Below are 17,894 nucleotides of genomic sequence, written 5' to 3' on the forward strand. Positions count from 1 at the left end.
TGCAGCTGATACCATATTGTAGCGATACCCTCTACGTTTCCCCAAAATCGAAAGGCTTCCATGAATCCCAGGACTAAATCTCAGGACATTCGCGACTTGAGCCAAAACGATATTCGCGAGCTCGTGGCCGAACTTGGCCAGCCCGCCTTCCGCGCGAAGCAGCTCATCGAATGGGTCTTTGAGAAGAACGTTTGTTCGTTTGACGATATGACCAACCTTCCCAAGGCTTTCCGTGAGCAGCTTAAAGAGGCTTTTGCCTTTGATACGCCGACTGAACTCACCAAGCAGGTTTCCAAAGATGGCTCTCGCAAGTATCTGCTCGAGTACCACGACGGCGTTTCCGTCGAGACTGTCGGCATGCCCCGTCGTAACAAGCTTTCCGTCTGCGTTTCCACCCAGGCAGGCTGCGGCATGGGCTGCGCCTTTTGCGCTACCGGTCTCAACGGCCTCAAGCGCTCTCTGACAGCTCAGGAGATCGTCGACCAGGTGCTTCATGTATCCAACGACTTTGGCGAACGTGCCACGAGCGTTGTCTTCATGGGCCAGGGCGAGCCGTTTGCCAACTACGACGAGGTTCTCAAGGCGCTGCGAATCCTCAACGACCCCGATGGCATCGGTATCGGCGCTCGTCACCTCACCGTCTCCACCAGCGGCGTTATTCCCGGTATTCGCAAATTTGCCGACATCCCCGAGCAGTTCACGCTTGCCGTTTCCCTGCATTCCGCCATCCAGTCGACACGCAATAAGCTTATGCCCGGTGTTAAGAAGTACACGCTGCTTCGCCTTCACGAGGCGCTTCAGCTCTACACCGAGAAGACTGGCCGCCGCCCGACCTATGAGTATGCCATGATCGAAGGCGTCAACGATACGAATCCCGAGATGCAGGCGCTCTGCGACTTCTGCGAGGGAACGCTGTGCCACGTTAACCTGATTCAGCTTAACGACATCGAGGGCAGCCCGCTCAAGCCGTCGCCGATTCATAAGGTTGAGGATCTTCAGCGTCGTCTTGAGTCCCGTGGCATCGAGACCACGATTCGCAACTCCCGTGGTAACGATATTGACGCCGCTTGTGGACAGCTGAAGCAGCGCTTCAAAGTTCAGAAGAACGCATAGGGGAGTCGCACCCCAATACGTTTCATGTGAAACATCGAACGGCCCCGGTTGCAGGATATGCAACCGGGGCCGTTTCATTTATCGACCTCAATTTTGGACCAACTGCTACCTTTCCCATTTTTTACGGACAAAATAAAGGGCCCTTGTCTCATGAATCAGACAAGGGCCCCTCAAAATATGCAGGGTAATTGTTAGGTACCTAATAGCCTACATTTTCCCATTGGTTGCTAACCCAACCTTGATTAATCTTGGGATTCTTCGTTACCTGAGCAGTACGCATGGCAACATCTTCTGTCATAACATCCATTTTCTTCTTTGAAGTATCGACGATATCTTGCGCGCTACGAAGCAAACGACCCCGAAGTTCATCGTCTGTCGCGATCTTATAGCCAGCAAAGGCACCAGCCGCGACAGTCGTCGCCAATGCAATCGCAGCTATAATCTTATTCCTCATCTTGGCCCCCTTGATCAAACTGAATCATTTCACCAAGAATACGAGAAAGCTCTTCTTCGTCTTTAAACTCAATTTCAATCTTATTCTTTCCACGCGAGCTCTTCACACGCACGTTGGTATTAAATACCTGGCGAAGCACACGGGCAGCCTTTTTAAAAGACTGAGGCGTTGCAGGCCTCGGCGTCTTAGGCGTCTCTCCGGCAGAAAACAATGGAGCAAGATTTTCTGTCGCTCTTACGGAAAGGCCCTCTGCAACAACCTTTTCTGCAAGTCGAATTCGAGCATCCTCATAGGGAACTGCAAGAATCGCACGTGCATGACCAGCAGTAAGTTTACCCTCAAAAATCATCTGCTGAACTACTTCGGGGAGATCAAGAAGGCGCAACGAATTTGTAATTGCAGAGCGTGATTTGCTTACTGCCTTCGACAATGCCTCCTGGGTCATACCGCTGGCATCAATGAGCTGGCGATAGCCCTTAGCCTCTTCGACGGGATTCAGATCAGAACGCTGAAGGTTTTCGATAAGAGCAAGAGCCAGCATCTCTTCATCATTAACATCTTTAATGATGACAGGCAGCTCCTCAAGACCAGCAAGCTTTGACGCCTGGTAACGACGCTCACCAGCGATAATCTCATAGCCGTTTCCATGCTTGCGAACCAAGAGCGGCTGCAAAACGCCATGCTCTTGGATTGACTCGCTCAACTCGCGAAGTTCAGTTTCATTAAAATGAATTCGCGGTTGATTAGGGTTGGGAACGATATCCTCAATAGCTAGTTTTGTTACAGATGCGGCATTTGAAGCAGATACAGCAGAACCACCGGTCTCATACTCGGCCTCTGAGACCAAAGCATTGAGTCCACGTCCCAATCCGCCACGTTTCTTTACACTAGGCACGCTTGATCACCTCTTTTGCAAGGTTCATATACGCTTTTGCACCCTTATTTTGAGGTGCATAGGTAATTACCGGTTCTCCAAAAGACGGAGCTTCGGAGATTTTAACCGTACGGGGGATTAGCGTCTTAAATGCCTTATCACCAAAGTACGATTGAACCTCCTCAACAACCTGATTCGATAGAGAAGTACGCGAGTCATACATGGTCATAAGCACACCATATGTGTCTAAGCCCTTGTTCAGACGTGATTTGACCATCTTCATTGACTCTAGCAGCTTCGTAACGCCCTCGAGTGCGTAGTACTCGCACTGGATCGGAATCAAAACGCTGTCTGCTGCGGTCAAGGCATTGATAGTAAGCAGGCCGAGCGAAGGAGGACAGTCAATGAAAATAAAATCGAACTCGTCCTGAATCGGCTCAAGCAAATCTTTGAGGCGGGTTTCACGAGCAATTGCGCTTACGAGCTCAATTTCGGCACCTGCAAGCTGAATCGTAGCTGGAATTACGAATACCTTTTTGCAATTTGTATCAAGAACAAGCGATTCTGCCGGCACATCATTCAACAATGCATCATAGATGCAGCGATCAAGGTCTTCTTTTTCAATTCCAAATCCACTGGTGCTGTTTCCCTGCGGATCAAAATCGACAATCAGTGTCTTACGACCCTGCTCACCCAGTGCTGCTGCAAGGTTCACAGCCGTCGTTGACTTACCGACGCCGCCTTTTTGATTGATGATTGCAATGATACGCGTGTCTTTTGCGCTCTTAGAACGCTTAACGTCGCGAAATCCCACGGTCCCTCCTGGTGTGTATTAAAGCTGTCAAACGGAGGATGTTTCACGTGAAACATTCCGATTCGATATCAACCGCCATGTTTCACGTGAAACACTGCAAGTTGTTAGTATCCATTATGTTTCACGTGAAACATCTAGGCAAGCGGATTCTTCTTTGCCATGCCATTTGCACGAGGCAATGAAACGGATGCCGGATGACTCTTTTTAAGAACAATGAACTCCCTGTGGCCCAAGCCCTCAGGCAAATCGATTGCGTCATTCAGAAGCAAAGTGAAGCCGCAAATCTTAGCTGCTGACATGCCGGAAGCAAGCTCCTCATCCGAAGGATTACCCTTGGTGATAACAAATAGCCCTCCGTCTTTGAGGAACGGAGCAGCATACTCAACAAGAATCGGTAGAGGGGCAAGTGCGCGGGCGGTTACGACAGAAAACTGCTTCTTATGGCTTCGAGCATATTCTTCAAGGCGATCATGAACCGCATGAGCATGTTTCAATCCAAGAACATCAACAAAAGAATTGACAGCATCAACCTTCTTACCAACAGAGTCAATATAAGTAGCTTTACGATGCGTGGTTATGGTTAACGGAATACCAGGGAAGCCCGCACCTGTTCCCATATCGAGCAAAGCTCCCTCAGGAGCCTTATTGATATAGGGGAGCAAAACAAGTGAGTCGAGGATATGAAGTACCACAGCATCTTCTATGTTAAGAATACGGGTGAGATTGGTTGTCTTATTTGTTTCGAGAACCAAATCCAAATGTTGAATACATTTCCTCAGCTCAGTATCAGTTAAGCTCAAGGAATACTCTTTGCAATAGGAAGTTAGACGACTCAACATCTCGTCAGCCTGCTGATCAGTAAGTACTAACAACGAAAGCTCCTTTCTGACAAAAATCAGTGTATCGAGAACTTTTGACAAAAAAAGGGGACGTGGAAACCACGTCCCCTTAGCATAAGCTCGAGTAGATTATCGAGCAACAATCACCACATGGCGATCGGGGTCAGAACCCTCAGAATGAGTATCGACGGCGTCATTGCCACGAAGTGCAATGTGAACCAGTCGGCGCTCGTAGGCATTCATGGGCGGAAGCGAAACACTCTTATGAGTGCGGATGGCACGCTCGGCTGCAGACTGAGCCATGGAGGCAACCTTGTCCTGACGGCGGCTCTTGTATCCCTCGACGTCCACTACAACCGGATACCTAAAGCCAAGCTTGCGGCTCACTAGCAAAGAGAACATAACCTGAAGGGCATCAAGGGTGCGACCATGACGGCCAATGAGAACAGCAAGGTCGGGAGCCGTTACATCCAGAATCAGCTCACCCTCGTCGCCCTCATACTCATCGATAGGAGAGTTGGCGGCATCGAAGTGCGAAAGGATGGAACGCAGGATGGAAATCGCGACATCGGCAATGGTGTCGAGTTCCTCGTCGGTCAGCTCTTCACCGGCCTTGTAGCGCTGTGCAATCTCGGGATAATCGCCCGCGACCTGCGGGGCAACCTCCTCAAGCATATCCTCGATGATCTCTTCAGACATAACGTACTCCAAAAGTTAGGTACCTAAATAAGATTGATATCCCGCTACTTCTTCTTGTGCGGGCGCGGCTTCTTCTCGCGACGAGTGACCTCAACCTGCAGCGGCGCGTTCTTAAGGCGCTCCTCCTCATCGGCCTTCGCCTTGTCGATGACCTTCTGCGTCACAAAAATCTGCTGGATAACCTGCCAAGCAGACGAGACGTCGTAGTACAGCAGAACACCAACGGGAAAGCTCCAGCCCATCCAAAGCATCATGACCGTCATGACAACGGCCATCATACGCATGCTCTGAGCCTGCTGGCCGGTCTGGTTGCGCGACATATAGAGCTGCGGAATCAGGGTCAGGACAACGAACAGGATCAGGCAGACCAGCGCAGGCAGCGCGACCATAAAGCCATCGGCAAAGGAGGCACTCGGCGTGGTGGTCAGGTCGGGCAGAATATTAAAGAACGAGAACGTGCCGTCGTTAAAGTAGTCCGGCAGGTTACGCAGCAGCGTAAATAGGGCGAACAGGACAGGCATCTGAATCAACAGCGGCAGACAACCAGCCATCGGGTTGAACTTGTTCTCGCTGTAGAACTTCTGCATTTCCTCGGCCTGACGCTGGGGATCGTCGGCATAGCGCTCCTGGATCTCGAGCATCTTGGGCTGCAGCACCTGCATGCGTGCCGTCGACTTAGTCGACTTGAGCATAAGCGGCGTCAGCAGCAGACGGATGATGACCACCAGGATGATGATGGACAGGCCCCAGTCGACCGCAAAGGTCTGGATGAGCTTGAGCAGCTCGAAAAGGATGTTAACGATCCAATCCCACATGTAAGTTTTCCTCCGATAGCGAGTGCCCGCTAGGGCACAGGGTCATAACCGCCGACGTGCAGGGGATTGCAGCGAGCGATGCGCCTCACGGCAAGCCAGCAGCCTCTCAAAACACCGTACTTCTCAATCGCCTGGACGGCGTATTGCGAGCACGTTGGGTAATAAATGCAGGCGTCAGGCAATAAGGGCGAAATAACCTGTTGATATATGCGAATAGGAGCGATGGCAACACGTCGCAAAACGTGATTGCTCATCGCTCCTCCCCGGCAACGCCGGCGCGTTTCATAAGCGAACGCAATGCATTGTCCATCTCCTGAGGCGAAGAAACCCTCGTCTTGGGAGTTGCGAACAAGATGATGTCATAACCCGCAACGGGAAATCCACAGCTGCGGGCGGCCTCGCGCATCACACGCTTAGAACGGTTGCGCACGACAGCACAACCGAGCCGTTTAGCACCAACGAAGGCGACCCTTCCGGAGTCGCCTTCGCCAACCGATTCACATATGGTCATTCGAATCAGAGGGTGATTGAAACGACGCCCCTGACTGAACACATGCTCGAAATCTTGCCGAGACTTAATAGTCTTCATGCGAGATGTGTGTATCGCTGCTAGACAGTGAGACGCTTGCGGCCCTTGGCGCGACGACGGGCGAGCACGGCACGACCACCCTTAGTGGCCATACGGGCACGGAAGCCATGGGTCTTGGCACGCTTACGCTTATTAGGCTGATACGTACGCTTCATCTTAAGTTCCTCCTGCTGCATTTCGAGTGTCCGCGGGGGCGCGGACGCAGATATAGACACGTGAGCTTGAAGATTGTAGGGAAATCAATGTTCAAATGTCAAGAAATCAAAGGTAAAAGGTTGCGCAGTTCACACGGTTCCCCCATAAGCCGAGCTCGATTTAGCGGTGCATGGCAACTTTTCACGATATTTCATCGAGTTTTCAACAGGTCATGTTGGCAATGTTGAGAACTTTTCGTCCGTTTTCCAAAGTTTTCAACAGGTTTTGAAAAGTTGTCGAAAGATGAGAAACATTGCACGGTGAGCTACTATTTGTTCGAAACCTTTTGAAAGATTGCGAGCGGCATGTCTGACGACTTTTACACCATGGTCGATTCCGGAGACCCGGCACCCGACAACGAGCACATCACCGGCGTGCGCGAAGAGCGTGAGGAAGGCGAGCAGACGACCACGCAGGCGCCAAAAGTCATGTACGCCGCGCGCATCGCCGTCTATGACGACATGCTGTCGACACCGCGTGTGATCGTCATTGATCCGCAAGATGTCCGCACGTATTTGGAAGAGACGACCAACACCGTCTACCAGTGCATGAAAGAACAAGGTGGCCATATCTCGCTCATGGTCATCCGCGAGATTGTCGAAAACTTTATCCACGCGCACTTTGCCGAGCCCATCATCTCGATTCTGGACGGCGGAGACACCATCCGCTTTGCTGATCAAGGACCCGGCATCGACGACAAGGAGCGCGCTTTCGACTTTGGCGTTACCAGCGCAAACAGCAAGATGAAGCGCTATATCCGTGGAACCGGAGCAGGGTTTCCCATGGTGCAGGAGTATTTGGAAAACGCCGGCGGGGCCGTGTCCATCGAGGACAACATGGGCAACGGCACCGTGGTTACGGTAAGCCTGGATCCTAAACGCGTGCAGGAAATCGAACGCGCCGGCGGGCGCGGTGCTGCCGTGCGGCCCGAGACGGAGCAGCCCGCATATCCCCTGCCGGGAGCTTTTGCGCAGCAGCCCATGGCAACGCAACAGATGCAGCCCCGCGTGGGACAGATGCAGCAGCCCGGAATGCTTCCTACACAAGAGTCCCAGGCGGCGTCGATGTCGATGCCGCCAAACGTGCCAGAGGCCATGCCGCTGGCGGATCAGGATGCAGCAGCAATGCAGCAGGCGACGGGGGCACCGGGTGGCCAGCAAATGGGATATCAGCCGTACCAACAGGGATATCCATATCAGCAGATGCCGCCACTGGGGTATGGCCAGCAGTTCCCACAGCAGTACCAGCAGGGATATCAGCAGCCGTACCAGCAGATGCCGCAGCAGCAGCACAACCCCTGGGCCCAGCAGATGACTCCGCAGCCTTACCAACAGTGGCCTCAAAGTTTTCAACAGCAAATGCCGCCGATGCAGAGTTCTCAACAACCAGCAGCTCAAATGATGTATCCTAATGCAGCAAATCAGTATGCGCAGCCACAACCGGACGTGTTCGTAAGCGATCGCGGCAACGCCGCGCTGGGCTATCTGGCGCAAAATCAAGCGTGCGGTGCTACCGATCTGGCGAGGGCGTTTGGAAACTCGGCCCCCACTTGGTCACGCACGCTCAATGACTTGGCGCAGGCCGGCTTGGTCATCAAGCATGGCCAGAAATACCATCTGACCGAACTCGGCGCCGCTCGCGTGCGAGCTCAGAGCTAAAGAACGGGAGAGATAGTGGACGAGGAAGCAAGCATCATCCTGGGGGATGCCATCGCCTTTTGCCAGCGCGACGGCCAAGATGCACGCCTCATCAACATGCTGGGGCAATCGCGCGCCATAAGCCTAACCGAAGATACGCTCACGGTCGAGGCCCCCTCGCGCTTTGCCATCGCGCAGCTCAAAAAGCATCAGCCGACCATTGAGGCCTATCTGGAAGAAATCGCCTTTGCACCGATTGCGCTCGACATCGTGGCACCGCAAGGCGCCGCGACGGAATCCGCTGCCGCGACGGCGCCCGCCACGGCCCCCGCTGCTTCCCCGGCGGCGCCGGCCTCCGCAGGCGACGTGCCGACAATCGGGCACCAGCACAGCGATGTTTCCCGTGAAACCATGGCACCGTTGCCGACCGCGGCGGCGACGTCAACGAACGCACCCGTCACGCACATGCCCATCGCTCACGACGCAACGACGGGCGCGGATTCGGGCATTGCAATCAAGAACACGCTCTCGGCCGATGATTTTCGTCGCATGATGAACCAGATGAAGGGCGGAGCGCCAACTAAATCCACGCAAGCTGCGACCCCCGCTTCACCCATGCCAGCACCGACCGCGCCGGCCGAACAGAATACGGATGGAGCCCCGCTCGCCGCGAACTCAAAATTTACCTTTGAGAACTTTGTCTACGGCCCCGAGAACAGCCATGCCTATCGCTCGGCACTCAAGTTTGCCGCCCTCGCGGACGAGCGGGGCACGTGCACATCACTGTTCATCTACGGCAAATCGGGCCTGGGCAAGACGCACCTGCTGCTTGCCATCAAAAACGAGCTCGCCGAAAAGTCGCCCGAGATCAAGGTCAAGTATGCCAACTCCCAGGCATATCTGGACGACCTGATGACCGAGTTCGACCGCCAAAAGAAGAGCAACGCCCCCATCATGCAGGCGTACCACGGCGTGGACGTGCTCATCATCGACGACATCCAAAACATCATCGGCAAGCGCGCGAGCGTGGACTACTTTTTCCAGCTCATGGACGAGTTCATCCGCAACAACAAGAAGGTCGTCATCGCGGCAGACCGCGCCCCCAAGGACCTGAGCATGGACGAGCGTCTAACCAGCCGCTTCAACGCCGGCATGCTCTGCCTGGTCTCAGAGCCCAGCTACGAAATGAAATACAAGATCTTGCAGCGCTATTACGAGAACACCATCGTCGCCGCTCCCGAGGCAGGCGACGACTCGCTGCTGGCGGCCTATGGGGGCGACGGCGGGCACCTAACCGACGAGCACTTTAAACACATGGCCGAGGTCTCGGGCACCAACATCCGCGAACTCGAGAGCTTTTGCGAGCGCTGCGCCGGCGAGGCGGGCGACCGCGAGCGCGAGGGCGGGGAGCTCACCTTTGACGATATCGACGCCATCGCCAGCCAGTACTTTGACACATCGGCCAAAAAGATCAACGTCCAGACGGTTCAGTCCGTCATCGAAGAGCAGTACGGCGTGACGCACGAGGAGCTCATCGGCCCGCGTCGCAACTCCAATATCGCCAAAGCACGCCATATCGCTATCTACCTGGCCATCGAGATGTGCGAGATGACGACCACGGCGGTGGGCGCCGAATTTGGCAACCGCAACCACTCGACCGTCAGCACGAGTTACAAAAAGGTCCAGAAGATGATCCAGGAAGACCGCACCGTCACCGAAGACCTCAAGTCGCTGCGCGATAAAATTACACTGCGCTCGTAGGGAAATAGAGACACCTGTTGAAAACTTGTCGAAACCACGGGCATAAGGTGTCTAAAACCCAACCCGCGGTGATGAAAAGTTTTGCGCAGGTTTTGAACGTGGAAAACCACCCCTGTTGCACACAGGTTGCTGTCGATTCTCTTTCTTGGTCTGACCTGCGTCTTTGGGAGTAATCAACAGTTTCGTCAGTGCTATTACTATTATTAAGATATTTATATCTATAGAAAGGTATTAAAAGATGAAGTTCACCGTCAGCCAGAGCTCGCTTACACAAGCCATCGGCGTCGTTATGAAGGGTGTCGCTTCGGCATCCACCCTTCCCATCCTGTCGGGCGTGCTCGTTAAGGCCCAAGACGGCATCTTGGAATTCCAGACCTCTAACTACACTATCTCGATCCGTCATCGCATCGCGGCGCATGTCGAAGAAGAGGGCGAGATGGTTATCCCCTGTAAGATGCTCTCCAATATCACCAAGACCCTCCCCGATGCCCCGGTCACCTTTGAGCTGTCCGAGCGCCAGGTGCTGATTGGTTGCGAGAAGAGCTCTTTTAGGCTGAACACGCTCGATGCCAATGACTTCCCCGAGTTTCCGGCCTATGCCATCGAGAGTGCCGTGGAGCTGCCGACCGATGTCTTGTCCGAAATGGTCGGCCGCGTGTGGCGCGTCACCTCGACCGACAAGGCTCGCCCCATCCTGGGCGGCGTGCACATGAAGGTCGAGAACAACACCGTACGCCTGGTGGCGACCGATTCCTTCCGCTTGGCCGTGTGCGATACGCAGGTCGAGACCTCGACCCTCGAGGGCTCCTTTGAGCTCAACGTTCCGGCTGACGCCTTTAACGACGCGCTGAACATCATGGCCAGCCAGGCGACCATCATGATCGGGGCTACCGACACCCAGGTCGTCTTCGAGGCCGGCAACACCACCTACGTGTCGCGTCGCATCGAGGGCGTGTACCCCAACTACAAGCAGCTCATCCCCGATTCTTGCGTGACGAGCGTCAAGATCGACGTCGCCGCCTTTAACGCCGCCCTCAAGCGCGTGGCCGTTATCGCGAGCGCCAACCCCGCCGTCAAGTTCGAGATCGATGTCGAGAACGGGCAGATGGGCCTGTCCTCCATTTCCAATGACCAGGACCTTGCGCAGGAGACGATCGATGTCGAGGCCGAGGGCGAGTCGGGTACCATCGCCTTCAACTACCACTACATTTTCGGCTGCCTCAATGCCCTGTCCAAGGAGAAGGAGATCACGCTGGAGCTCAAGAGCTACTCGCAGGCGGGCATCTTCAAGTCCTACGACAAGATCAACTACCTGTACCTGGTCATGCCGGTCCGCATCTAGCGCTGCGCCATGACCATGTTCGCCCGCGATCTTTCCGTCGCGCACTACCGCAGCTTCGATAGCTATCGCCTTGCCCTGGACGAGGGCGTGACGATACTTGCGGGACCCAACGCGGCGGGAAAGACCAATCTTATAGAGGCGCTGCAGCTGCTGACGAGCGGCGCCTCGTTTAGGCATTCGACCGCAGCCGAGCTCGTCCATGACGGCGTGGGCTCGTGCAAGATCGAGCTGAGGCTCGAGGGCAACGGCCGCGTGCTTGATATGGGATTGAGCGCGGAGGACGGTAAACGCTCGTTTAGCCGCAACGGCAAGAGATGCTCTGCCGCCGGTGTGCGCGGGGTTCTGCCGAGCGTGCTGTTTTGCCCCGACCATCTGGACATGGTTAAGCGAGGCGCCAGTGTGCGCCGAGCCGCCCTCGATGACTTTGGCATGCAGCTGAGCGCACGCTATGCCGATCTTGCGAGCACCTATGGGCGCTGCGTGACCCAGCGTAACGCCTTGCTCAAGGAGACCTGGTGCTGCCGCGAGATGCTCGGCGCGTGGAACGATTCGATTGCCCGCGCGGGCTCGGCCCTGCTCGTGCACCGATTGGCCCTGCTCGACCGGCTGGCGGGCCATGTGCACACTGCCTACGGGCAAGTGGCGTCAGGTGAGACCGCCAACGTGACCTATGCGTCCACGCTGGGGGATTTGCCCCAGGTCGAGGATCGCGAAGAGCTGAAGGGCTGGGCGTACGAGCGCATGCTGGCCGCCCTTGACGAGCATGCCGACGAGGAGCTGCGCCGCGGCGTGACGCTTGTGGGCCCGCATCGCGACGAGATTGAGTTCACCGTGGCGGGTCGCTCCGCCCGTTCATTTGCCAGCCAAGGACAGCAGCGCACGCTGGTGCTGTCCTGGAAGGTGGCCGAGGTCGCCGTGGCTCGCGATGTCCTGGGCACTGCCCCGCTGCTGCTTCTGGACGACGTGATGAGCGAGCTCGACGGCGAGCGTCGCGGCGCTTTCCTGCGGCTGATCGGCGATGATATCCAGACGGTCATAACTACGACCAACCTGGGGTACTTTACCGATGACCTGCTTGATCGAGCCAAGGTGGTGAGCATGGGTGAGACGTGCTAATTACGAGCGCGAGAGCGAGACGGTCGCCTTCAGCGGGTTTTTGAACGCAGAGCGCCAGCGCATCCTGGCGGCTGCAACGCCTAGGCGTCGTGCGCAGATGGAGGCTGCAGAGGAGTCTCGTGCGGTCTATCGCGCCTGGAATGCGGTGTGCTCGGGCACGCGCGAGGGGCGGCATGTGACGGGGCTGCGTTACCTGCCCGAGTCCAATGAGCTGCTGGTGTATCTCGACTCGCCCTCATGGACGCAGGAAATGACGCTGCTGCGCGAGATCATCCGCGCGCGCATGGAGCGCGCCGGTGCGCATGTGGACGGCCTGGTGTTCAAAACTACCGCGCCCGGTCACACGCCACCCGCCGCCAAGGAGCGCCTGCGCCCGGCGACGACCGAGCGCCCGCCGGCCCCGCACGCCGACCTAAGTGAGGCCGAGCGCACCGAGATTGAGCGCCAAGTGGCGCCCATCGAAGACCAAAAACTGCGCGAGGCCCTCGAGAACGCCATGAGAGCCAGTGCCGAGTGGGCCAAGGGCGTGCAAAGCAAAAAAGAGCCTTAAATCGCATCTGGTGGCCTTGTAGAGCCAAATACCCTCGTTCCCGAGGGTATTTTTTTACGATAAACTAGTAAGGCTGTACACATTTTCTTGACTGAAGGAGGACGTGTGGCAAACGAAAACGATTACGATGGCGGCGAGATTAAGATTCTCGAAGGTCTCGAGGCCGTTCGTAAGCGCCCGGGCATGTATATCGGCTCGACGAGCGCCAGCGGTCTGCATCACCTGGTGTGGGAGATCGTTGACAACTCCGTCGACGAGGCCATGGCCGGTTTCTGCACCGAGATCCAGGTGACGGTCCACGCCGACAACTCCATCACGGTCGTCGACGACGGGCGCGGCATCCCCGTCGACGAGCACCCTGTTAAAAAGATCCCGACGCTCGAGGTCGTCATGACGATCCTGCACGCCGGCGGTAAGTTCGATAACTCGGCCTATAAGGTCTCGGGCGGCCTGCACGGCGTGGGCATCTCCGTCGTCAACGCACTGTCCAAGCGCGTGGTCGTTCAGGTTCGTCGCGATGGCAACACCTACGAGATGGAATTCTCGCGCGGTAAGACCGTCAAGAAGATGGAGGTCGTGGGCACCTCGGATTCGACGGGCACCACCGTCACCTTCTGGCCCGACGACGAGATCTTCGAGACCTGCATCTACGATTTCGATACGCTGCACAACCGTCTGCAGGAGACGGCGTTCCTCAATAAGAACCTCAAAATCGTGCTGACCGACGAGCGCGAGGCGACTCCCCACGTGGAGGAGTTTTGCTACGAGGGCGGCATCGTCGACTTCGTCAAGTTCCTCAACGAGGGCAAGGACGTCCCTGAGGCCTTTAAGGAGCCCATCTACATCGAGGGCAAATCGGATCCGGACGCGCCTGTGGCCAAGATGGGCGAGGTTGAGGTTTCCCTGCAGTGGAATAGCGGCTACGGCGAGAACGTCATGTCGTTCGCCAACGACATCTACACTCCCGAGGGCGGCATGCACCTTGAGGGCTTCCGCACCGCGCTCACCCGCGTGATCAACGACTACGCGCGCAAACAGAACCTGCTCAAGGAAAAAGACGCCAACCTGACCGGCGACGATGTGCGCGAGGGCCTTTCGGCCGTTATCTCGGTCAAGCTGCCCGATCCGCAGTTTGAGGGCCAGACCAAGGCAAAGCTCGGTAGCTCCTATATGCGCGCGCTCACGCTCAAGATCGTGACCGACGGCCTCGCCGATTACTTGGAGGAGCATCCCAAGCCCGCCCGCGAGATCGTCAAGAAGGCGCAGCAGGCCTGCAAGGCGCGCAACGCCGCCCGCAAGGCGCGCGAGGCGACCCGCCGCAAGAGCCTGCTCGAGACGGCGTCCCTGCCCGGTAAGCTCGCTGACTGCTCGGTGCGCGATGCCGAGCTGACCGAGCTCTTCATCGTAGAGGGCGACTCGGCAGGCGGTTCGGCCAAGGACGGCCGTCGCCGAGACATCCAGGCGATTCTGCCCCTGCGCGGCAAGATTCTGAACGTCGAACGCGTTGGTGACCATCGCGCGTTCTCGAGCGACACCATCCAGTCGCTGATTACCGCGATCGGCTGCGGTGTCACGACGAGTGCCGGCGACGGCGGCGACTTCGATATCACTAAGGCTCGCTACCACAAGATCATCATCATGACCGATGCAGACGTCGACGGTGCGCATATCCGCATCCTGCTGCTGACGTTCTTCTACAAGTACATGCGTCCGCTGATCGATGCCGGCTACGTCTATGTTGCCTGCCCGCCCATCTTTGGCATTAAGGTGCGCAACAAGATCCACTACGTGTATCCCAACGGCCGCCAGCCCGAAGACGAGATCCTGCGCGACACCATCCAGAGTCTGGGCCTGAACCCCGACGATAACGACGAGGACGGCAAGGCCAAGGACGGCAAGATCACCAAAAAGCGCAAGGGCTATACCGTCCAGCGCTACAAGGGCCTGGGTGAGATGGACCCCAAGCAGCTTGCCTCGACGACGATGGACCCCAAGACCCGCATCCTGCAGCGCGTGTCGATCGAGGACGCCGTGGTGGCGGACCGCGCTGTGCGCGAGCTCATGGGTTCCGAGGTCGGCTATCGCCGCGAGTACATTGAAAAACACGCGCATGATGCACGATTCCTTGACGCTTAAGAGGAGGTAACGTGGCAGACGATATCAACAACAACGAGGGTATGGACGAGGCCGGCGACGCCGGTATGCCCGATGATCTGAAGCGCCTGCTTGCCCGTGCTGAGCAGGGCGAGGACGGCGACCCGGACGCCTATAACCCCGATGCCGATGATGATGAGGAAGAAGACGACGCCGAGCTCGAGGAGAGCTTTGGCGAAGTCGACCGTGGCGCCTCGGCCGGCGAGGATATCAATGGCGGCCAGCTCCAGATTTCGGAGTTCGGCCGTGAGATGAAACAGTCGTTCATCGAGTATTCGATGTCGGTCATCACGGCGCGCGCCCTGCCGGACGTGCGCGACGGCCTAAAGCCGGTTCACCGCCGCATTCTGTACGCGATGAACGAGAGCGGCATCTACCCCAACCGCCCACACAAGAAGTCGGCCTGGACGGTCGGCGAAGTTATCGGCAAGTACCATCCGCATGGTGACTTCGCGGTCTACGAGGCAATGGTTCGCCTGGCGCAGTGGTTCTCCATGCGCACGCCGCTCATCGACGGCCACGGCAACTTCGGCAACATCGACGGCGACGGCGCCGCTGCCATGCGTTACACCGAGAGCCGCCTGGCAAAGCCCGCCATGGAGCTGCTGCGTGACCTGCAGAAGGATACCGTCGACTGGCAGCCCAACTACGACGAATCGCTCGCCGAGCCTCAGGCGCTGCCTGCGCGCTTCCCCAACCTGCTGGTCAACGGCAGCCAGGGCATCGCCGTCGGCATGGCCACCAATATCGCCCCGCATAACCTCACCGAGGCGATCGAGGCAACCTGCTACCTGATCGATAATCCCGACGCCACTGTCGACGAGCTCATGCAGATCATGCCCGGTCCGGACTTCCCCACCGGCGCCATCATCATGGGCAGCGCCGGCATTAAGCAGAGCTACGAGACCGGCCGCGGCTCCATTACCGTGCGCGCCAAGGCCCACGTGGAATCCACCAAGACCGGCCGCAACCGCCTGGTCTTTACCGAGATTCCCTACATGGTCAACAAGGGCACCCTGCAGGAGAAGATCGCCCAGCTCGTCAACGACAAGCGCATCGAGGGCATCTCGGACATGCGCGATGAGTCCAACCAGAAGGGTATCCGTCTGGTCATCGAACTCAAGAAGGGCGTCATCCCGCAGGTCGTGCTCAACAACCTGTACAAGTACACCTCGCTGCAGACGACCTTTGGCGCCAACAACCTGGCGCTTGTCAACGGCGTTCCCAAATGCCTGAGCCTGCGAGAGATGCTGCAGCACTACATCGACCACCAGGTCGACGTCGTCACCCGCCGCACCCGCTTCGACCTTAAGAAGGCCCAGGCCCGCGCGCATATCCTTGAGGGCTACCTGATGGCCCTTGACCATATCGACGAGGTCATCAGCATCATCCGCTCCTCGCAGACTGATTCCGAGGCCAGCAGCCGCCTGATCGAGCGCTTTGGCTTTACGCCCGAGCAGACCACGGCCATCCTCGAGATGAAGCTGCGCCGCCTGACCGGCCTGGAGCGCGACAAGATTCAGGAAGAGCTGGACGGCTTGCGCCGCGCCATCGCCTACTACGAGGACCTGCTGGCGCACGAGGAGAAGATCCTGGGCGTCATTAAGGAAGAGATGCGCGAGATCTCCAAGAAGTTCGGCGATAAGCGCCGCACCGAGATCAGCCATGTCGAGAAGGACCTGGACGTTGAGGACCTCATTGCCGACGAGGACATGGTCGTGACCATTACCCACACCGGCTATGTCAAGCGCATCCCGGTGGCCGCCTACCGCGCCCAGAAGCGCGGCGGCAAGGGCGTGTCGGGCGTCAACCTCAAAGAGGACGACGTTATCGACGAGATGTTCATCGCGTCCACGCACGAGTACGTGCTGTTCTTCTCGAACAAGGGTAAGGTCTATCGCCTGAAGGTGCACGAGCTGCCGGTGGGTACGCGCCAGGCGCGCGGTACCGCGATCGTCAACCTGCTGCCCTTCGAGGAGGGCGAGAAGATCGCGAGCGTCATCAGTTGCCGCGAGTTCCCTGCCGACGAGTACCTGATGTTTGCCACCAAGAGCGGCATGGTCAAGAAGACCGTAATGAGCGCATATGACCGCAGCCGCCGCGACGGCCTGATCGCTATCAACCTGCGTGACGACGACGCGCTGCTGAACGTGCGCCGCGTGCGCGAGGGCGACAAGATTATCCTGGCCACCACCGCGGGCAAGGCGATCGTGTTCTCCGAGGAGCAGGTGCGCGCCACCGGCCGCGATACTAGCGGCGTTCGCGGTATCGGTATGAAGGACGGCGTGAGCGTTCTGGGCATGGAAGTCACTAACGGCAACGGCGATCTATTCGTCATCACCGAGCGCGGCTACGGCAAGCGCACGCCGGTCGCGGACTACCCGGAGCAGAATCGCGGCGGCCAGGGCGTCTACACCATCCAAATGACCGAGCGTAAGGGCAACCTCGCGGCCATGAAGACGGTGGGCCCGCAGCACGAGTTGTTCATCGTGACGGAGGGCGCGACGGTCATTCGCGTCAAGACCGATGAGATTAGCCAGACTGGCCGTGCTACCCAGGGCGTCAAGATGATGACCGTCGACGACAACGACCGCGTATGCGCTGTCGCCCGCATGACGGCCGCCAAAGAGAAGCCCGAGGGCGAAGCCACAGAAGACGGCTCTGCCCCCGAAGAAACCCCTGTCGATCTAGGCGACGGCAACGATATGCCAGAAGATCTCCTAGACGAGTAAGAGGCCCTAGCTGGTAGAAAATATCAGACCCCATATATCGGCGGTCGGCGCACCTGCGCGCCGACCGCTTTTTTGAAAACCTTGGGACCCCATGGTCGCCGGGCTGACGAGATGGTTTTGGTTTGTCGCGAGTTCCGCACGCAAAGAAGGCCACTTAATGTGGCCTTCGTCTTGCGCAGGACTGTCCGAGCAGCAAACCAAAACCATCTC

18 protein-coding genes are annotated in these 17,894 nt (G+C 57.2%); 8 read left to right on the plus strand and 10 right to left on the minus strand.

All coding sequences use genetic code 11. The annotated features are described in order from the left end of the window. Positions 1-60 precede the first annotated feature (60 nt). Positions 61-1,113 (plus strand): dual-specificity RNA methyltransferase RlmN, encoded by a 1,053-nt coding sequence (gene rlmN / locus PMX72_RS06870; protein WP_055287295.1) that lies wholly within the window; start codon positions 61-63, stop codon positions 1,111-1,113. Between the two features lie 199 nt (positions 1,114-1,312). Here rlmN and PMX72_RS06875 read toward each other — a convergent pair whose 3' ends face one another. The 9 genes from PMX72_RS06875 to rpmH form a co-directional block, all read right to left on the minus strand. Next, positions 1,313-1,567 (minus strand): hypothetical protein, encoded by a 255-nt coding sequence (locus PMX72_RS06875; protein WP_271729410.1) that lies wholly within the window; start codon positions 1,565-1,567, stop codon positions 1,313-1,315. Next, entirely contained in the window at positions 1,557-2,462 is a 906-nt protein-coding gene (locus PMX72_RS06880) for a ParB/RepB/Spo0J family partition protein (RefSeq protein WP_271729411.1), read from the minus strand. The genes PMX72_RS06875 and PMX72_RS06880 overlap by 11 nt, the downstream gene beginning before the upstream one ends. Continuing rightward, positions 2,455-3,255, minus strand: coding sequence for a ParA family protein (locus tag PMX72_RS06885; RefSeq protein ID WP_117584022.1), 801 nt, complete (start codon positions 3,253-3,255; stop codon positions 2,455-2,457). The genes PMX72_RS06880 and PMX72_RS06885 overlap by 8 nt, the downstream gene beginning before the upstream one ends. A 134-nt stretch (positions 3,256-3,389) precedes the next feature. Beyond that, positions 3,390-4,127 carry a 16S rRNA (guanine(527)-N(7))-methyltransferase RsmG gene (gene rsmG / locus PMX72_RS06890; protein WP_233540033.1) on the minus strand — a complete coding sequence of 246 codons (738 nt, stop codon included), beginning with the start codon at positions 4,125-4,127 and terminating at the stop codon, positions 3,390-3,392. 96 nt (positions 4,128-4,223) lie between these two features. Further along, positions 4,224-4,793 (minus strand): Jag family protein, encoded by a 570-nt coding sequence (locus PMX72_RS06895; protein ID WP_022093802.1) that lies wholly within the window; start codon positions 4,791-4,793, stop codon positions 4,224-4,226. Positions 4,794-4,837: 44 nt separating this feature from the next. Then, positions 4,838-5,608, minus strand: a complete 771-nt coding sequence (locus tag PMX72_RS06900; RefSeq protein WP_271729412.1) for a YidC/Oxa1 family membrane protein insertase — start codon at positions 5,606-5,608, stop codon at positions 4,838-4,840. Positions 5,609-5,637: 29 nt separating this feature from the next. Then, positions 5,638-5,862: a membrane protein insertion efficiency factor YidD gene (yidD, locus tag PMX72_RS06905; protein WP_022093804.1), complete on the minus strand. Its 225-nt coding sequence runs from the start codon at positions 5,860-5,862 to the stop codon at positions 5,638-5,640. Next, complete coding sequence (gene rnpA, locus PMX72_RS06910) at positions 5,859-6,197, minus strand: ribonuclease P protein component (RefSeq protein WP_082435526.1); 339 nt, start codon at positions 6,195-6,197, stop codon at positions 5,859-5,861. The genes yidD and rnpA overlap by 4 nt, the downstream gene beginning before the upstream one ends. 20 nt (positions 6,198-6,217) lie before the next feature. Further along, positions 6,218-6,352 carry a 50S ribosomal protein L34 gene (gene rpmH, locus PMX72_RS06915; RefSeq protein WP_019127408.1) on the minus strand — a complete coding sequence of 45 codons (135 nt, stop codon included), beginning with the start codon at positions 6,350-6,352 and terminating at the stop codon, positions 6,218-6,220. 345 nt (positions 6,353-6,697) lie between these two features. Here rpmH and PMX72_RS06920 point away from each other — a divergent pair, with 345 nt between their 5' ends. The 7 genes from PMX72_RS06920 to gyrA all read left to right on the plus strand — a co-directional run bounded on the left by PMX72_RS06920 (position 6,698) and on the right by gyrA (position 17,684). After that, a complete protein-coding gene (locus PMX72_RS06920) occupies positions 6,698-8,050 on the plus strand; it encodes an ATP-binding protein (protein ID WP_271729413.1) in 1,353 nt (450 codons plus the stop codon). A 15-nt stretch (positions 8,051-8,065) separates the two neighbouring features. Further along, the gene (locus PMX72_RS06925; protein WP_334203749.1) at positions 8,066-9,790 is read left to right on the plus strand and encodes a DnaA ATPase domain-containing protein; all 1,725 of its coding nucleotides are present in this window, start codon (positions 8,066-8,068) and stop codon (positions 9,788-9,790) included. A 238-nt stretch (positions 9,791-10,028) separates the two neighbouring features. Next, positions 10,029-11,132: a DNA polymerase III subunit beta gene (dnaN, locus tag PMX72_RS06930; RefSeq protein WP_099432409.1), complete on the plus strand. Its 1,104-nt coding sequence runs from the start codon at positions 10,029-10,031 to the stop codon at positions 11,130-11,132. A gap of 9 nt (positions 11,133-11,141) precedes the next feature. Continuing rightward, positions 11,142-12,248: a DNA replication/repair protein RecF gene (gene recF, locus PMX72_RS06935; RefSeq protein WP_271729414.1), complete on the plus strand. Its 1,107-nt coding sequence runs from the start codon at positions 11,142-11,144 to the stop codon at positions 12,246-12,248. Next, positions 12,235-12,798, plus strand: coding sequence for a DciA family protein (locus tag PMX72_RS06940; RefSeq protein ID WP_271729415.1), 564 nt, complete (start codon positions 12,235-12,237; stop codon positions 12,796-12,798). Before recF ends, PMX72_RS06940 begins: the two co-directional genes overlap by 14 nt. 105 nt (positions 12,799-12,903) lie before the next feature. Next, on the plus strand, positions 12,904-14,934 hold the full coding sequence (gene gyrB, locus PMX72_RS06945; protein WP_271729416.1) for a DNA topoisomerase (ATP-hydrolyzing) subunit B: 2,031 nt from the start codon (positions 12,904-12,906) through the stop codon (positions 14,932-14,934). A gap of 41 nt (positions 14,935-14,975) precedes the next feature. Further along, positions 14,976-17,684 carry a DNA gyrase subunit A gene (gene gyrA / locus PMX72_RS06950; protein ID WP_271729421.1) on the plus strand — a complete coding sequence of 903 codons (2,709 nt, stop codon included), beginning with the start codon at positions 14,976-14,978 and terminating at the stop codon, positions 17,682-17,684. Positions 17,685-17,690: 6 nt separating this feature from the next. Here the strand turns inward: gyrA and PMX72_RS06955 are convergent. Then, on the minus strand, positions 17,691-17,894 hold a 204-nt coding region (locus PMX72_RS06955), incomplete at its 5' end, for a hypothetical protein (RefSeq protein WP_271746193.1).

Source organism: Collinsella aerofaciens (assembly GCF_028207065.1).
Classification (GTDB): Bacteria; Actinomycetota; Coriobacteriia; order Coriobacteriales; family Coriobacteriaceae; genus Collinsella; species Collinsella aerofaciens_AR.

Excerpts from the sequence above, each read along its gene's own strand:
- PMX72_RS06920 (WP_271729413.1), top strand. The coding sequence starts at position 6,698 with ATGTCTGACGACTTTTACACCATGGTCGATTCCGGAGACCCGGCACCC.
- gyrA (WP_271729421.1), top strand. The coding sequence starts at position 14,976 with ATGGACGAGGCCGGCGACGCCGGTATGCCCGATGATCTGAAGCGCCTG.
- PMX72_RS06875 (WP_271729410.1), bottom strand. The coding sequence starts at position 1,567 with ATGAGGAATAAGATTATAGCTGCGATTGCATTGGCGACGACTGTCGCG.
- PMX72_RS06900 (WP_271729412.1), bottom strand. The coding sequence starts at position 5,608 with ATGTGGGATTGGATCGTTAACATCCTTTTCGAGCTGCTCAAGCTCATC.
- PMX72_RS06895 (WP_022093802.1), bottom strand. The coding sequence starts at position 4,793 with ATGTCTGAAGAGATCATCGAGGATATGCTTGAGGAGGTTGCCCCGCAG.
- yidD (WP_022093804.1), bottom strand. The coding sequence starts at position 5,862 with ATGAGCAATCACGTTTTGCGACGTGTTGCCATCGCTCCTATTCGCATA.
- rpmH (WP_019127408.1), bottom strand. The coding sequence starts at position 6,352 with ATGAAGCGTACGTATCAGCCTAATAAGCGTAAGCGTGCCAAGACCCAT.
- dnaN (WP_099432409.1), top strand. The coding sequence starts at position 10,029 with ATGAAGTTCACCGTCAGCCAGAGCTCGCTTACACAAGCCATCGGCGTC.
- rnpA (WP_082435526.1), bottom strand. The coding sequence starts at position 6,197 with ATGAAGACTATTAAGTCTCGGCAAGATTTCGAGCATGTGTTCAGTCAG.
- rlmN (WP_055287295.1), top strand. The coding sequence starts at position 61 with ATGAATCCCAGGACTAAATCTCAGGACATTCGCGACTTGAGCCAAAAC.
- recF (WP_271729414.1), top strand. The coding sequence starts at position 11,142 with ATGACCATGTTCGCCCGCGATCTTTCCGTCGCGCACTACCGCAGCTTC.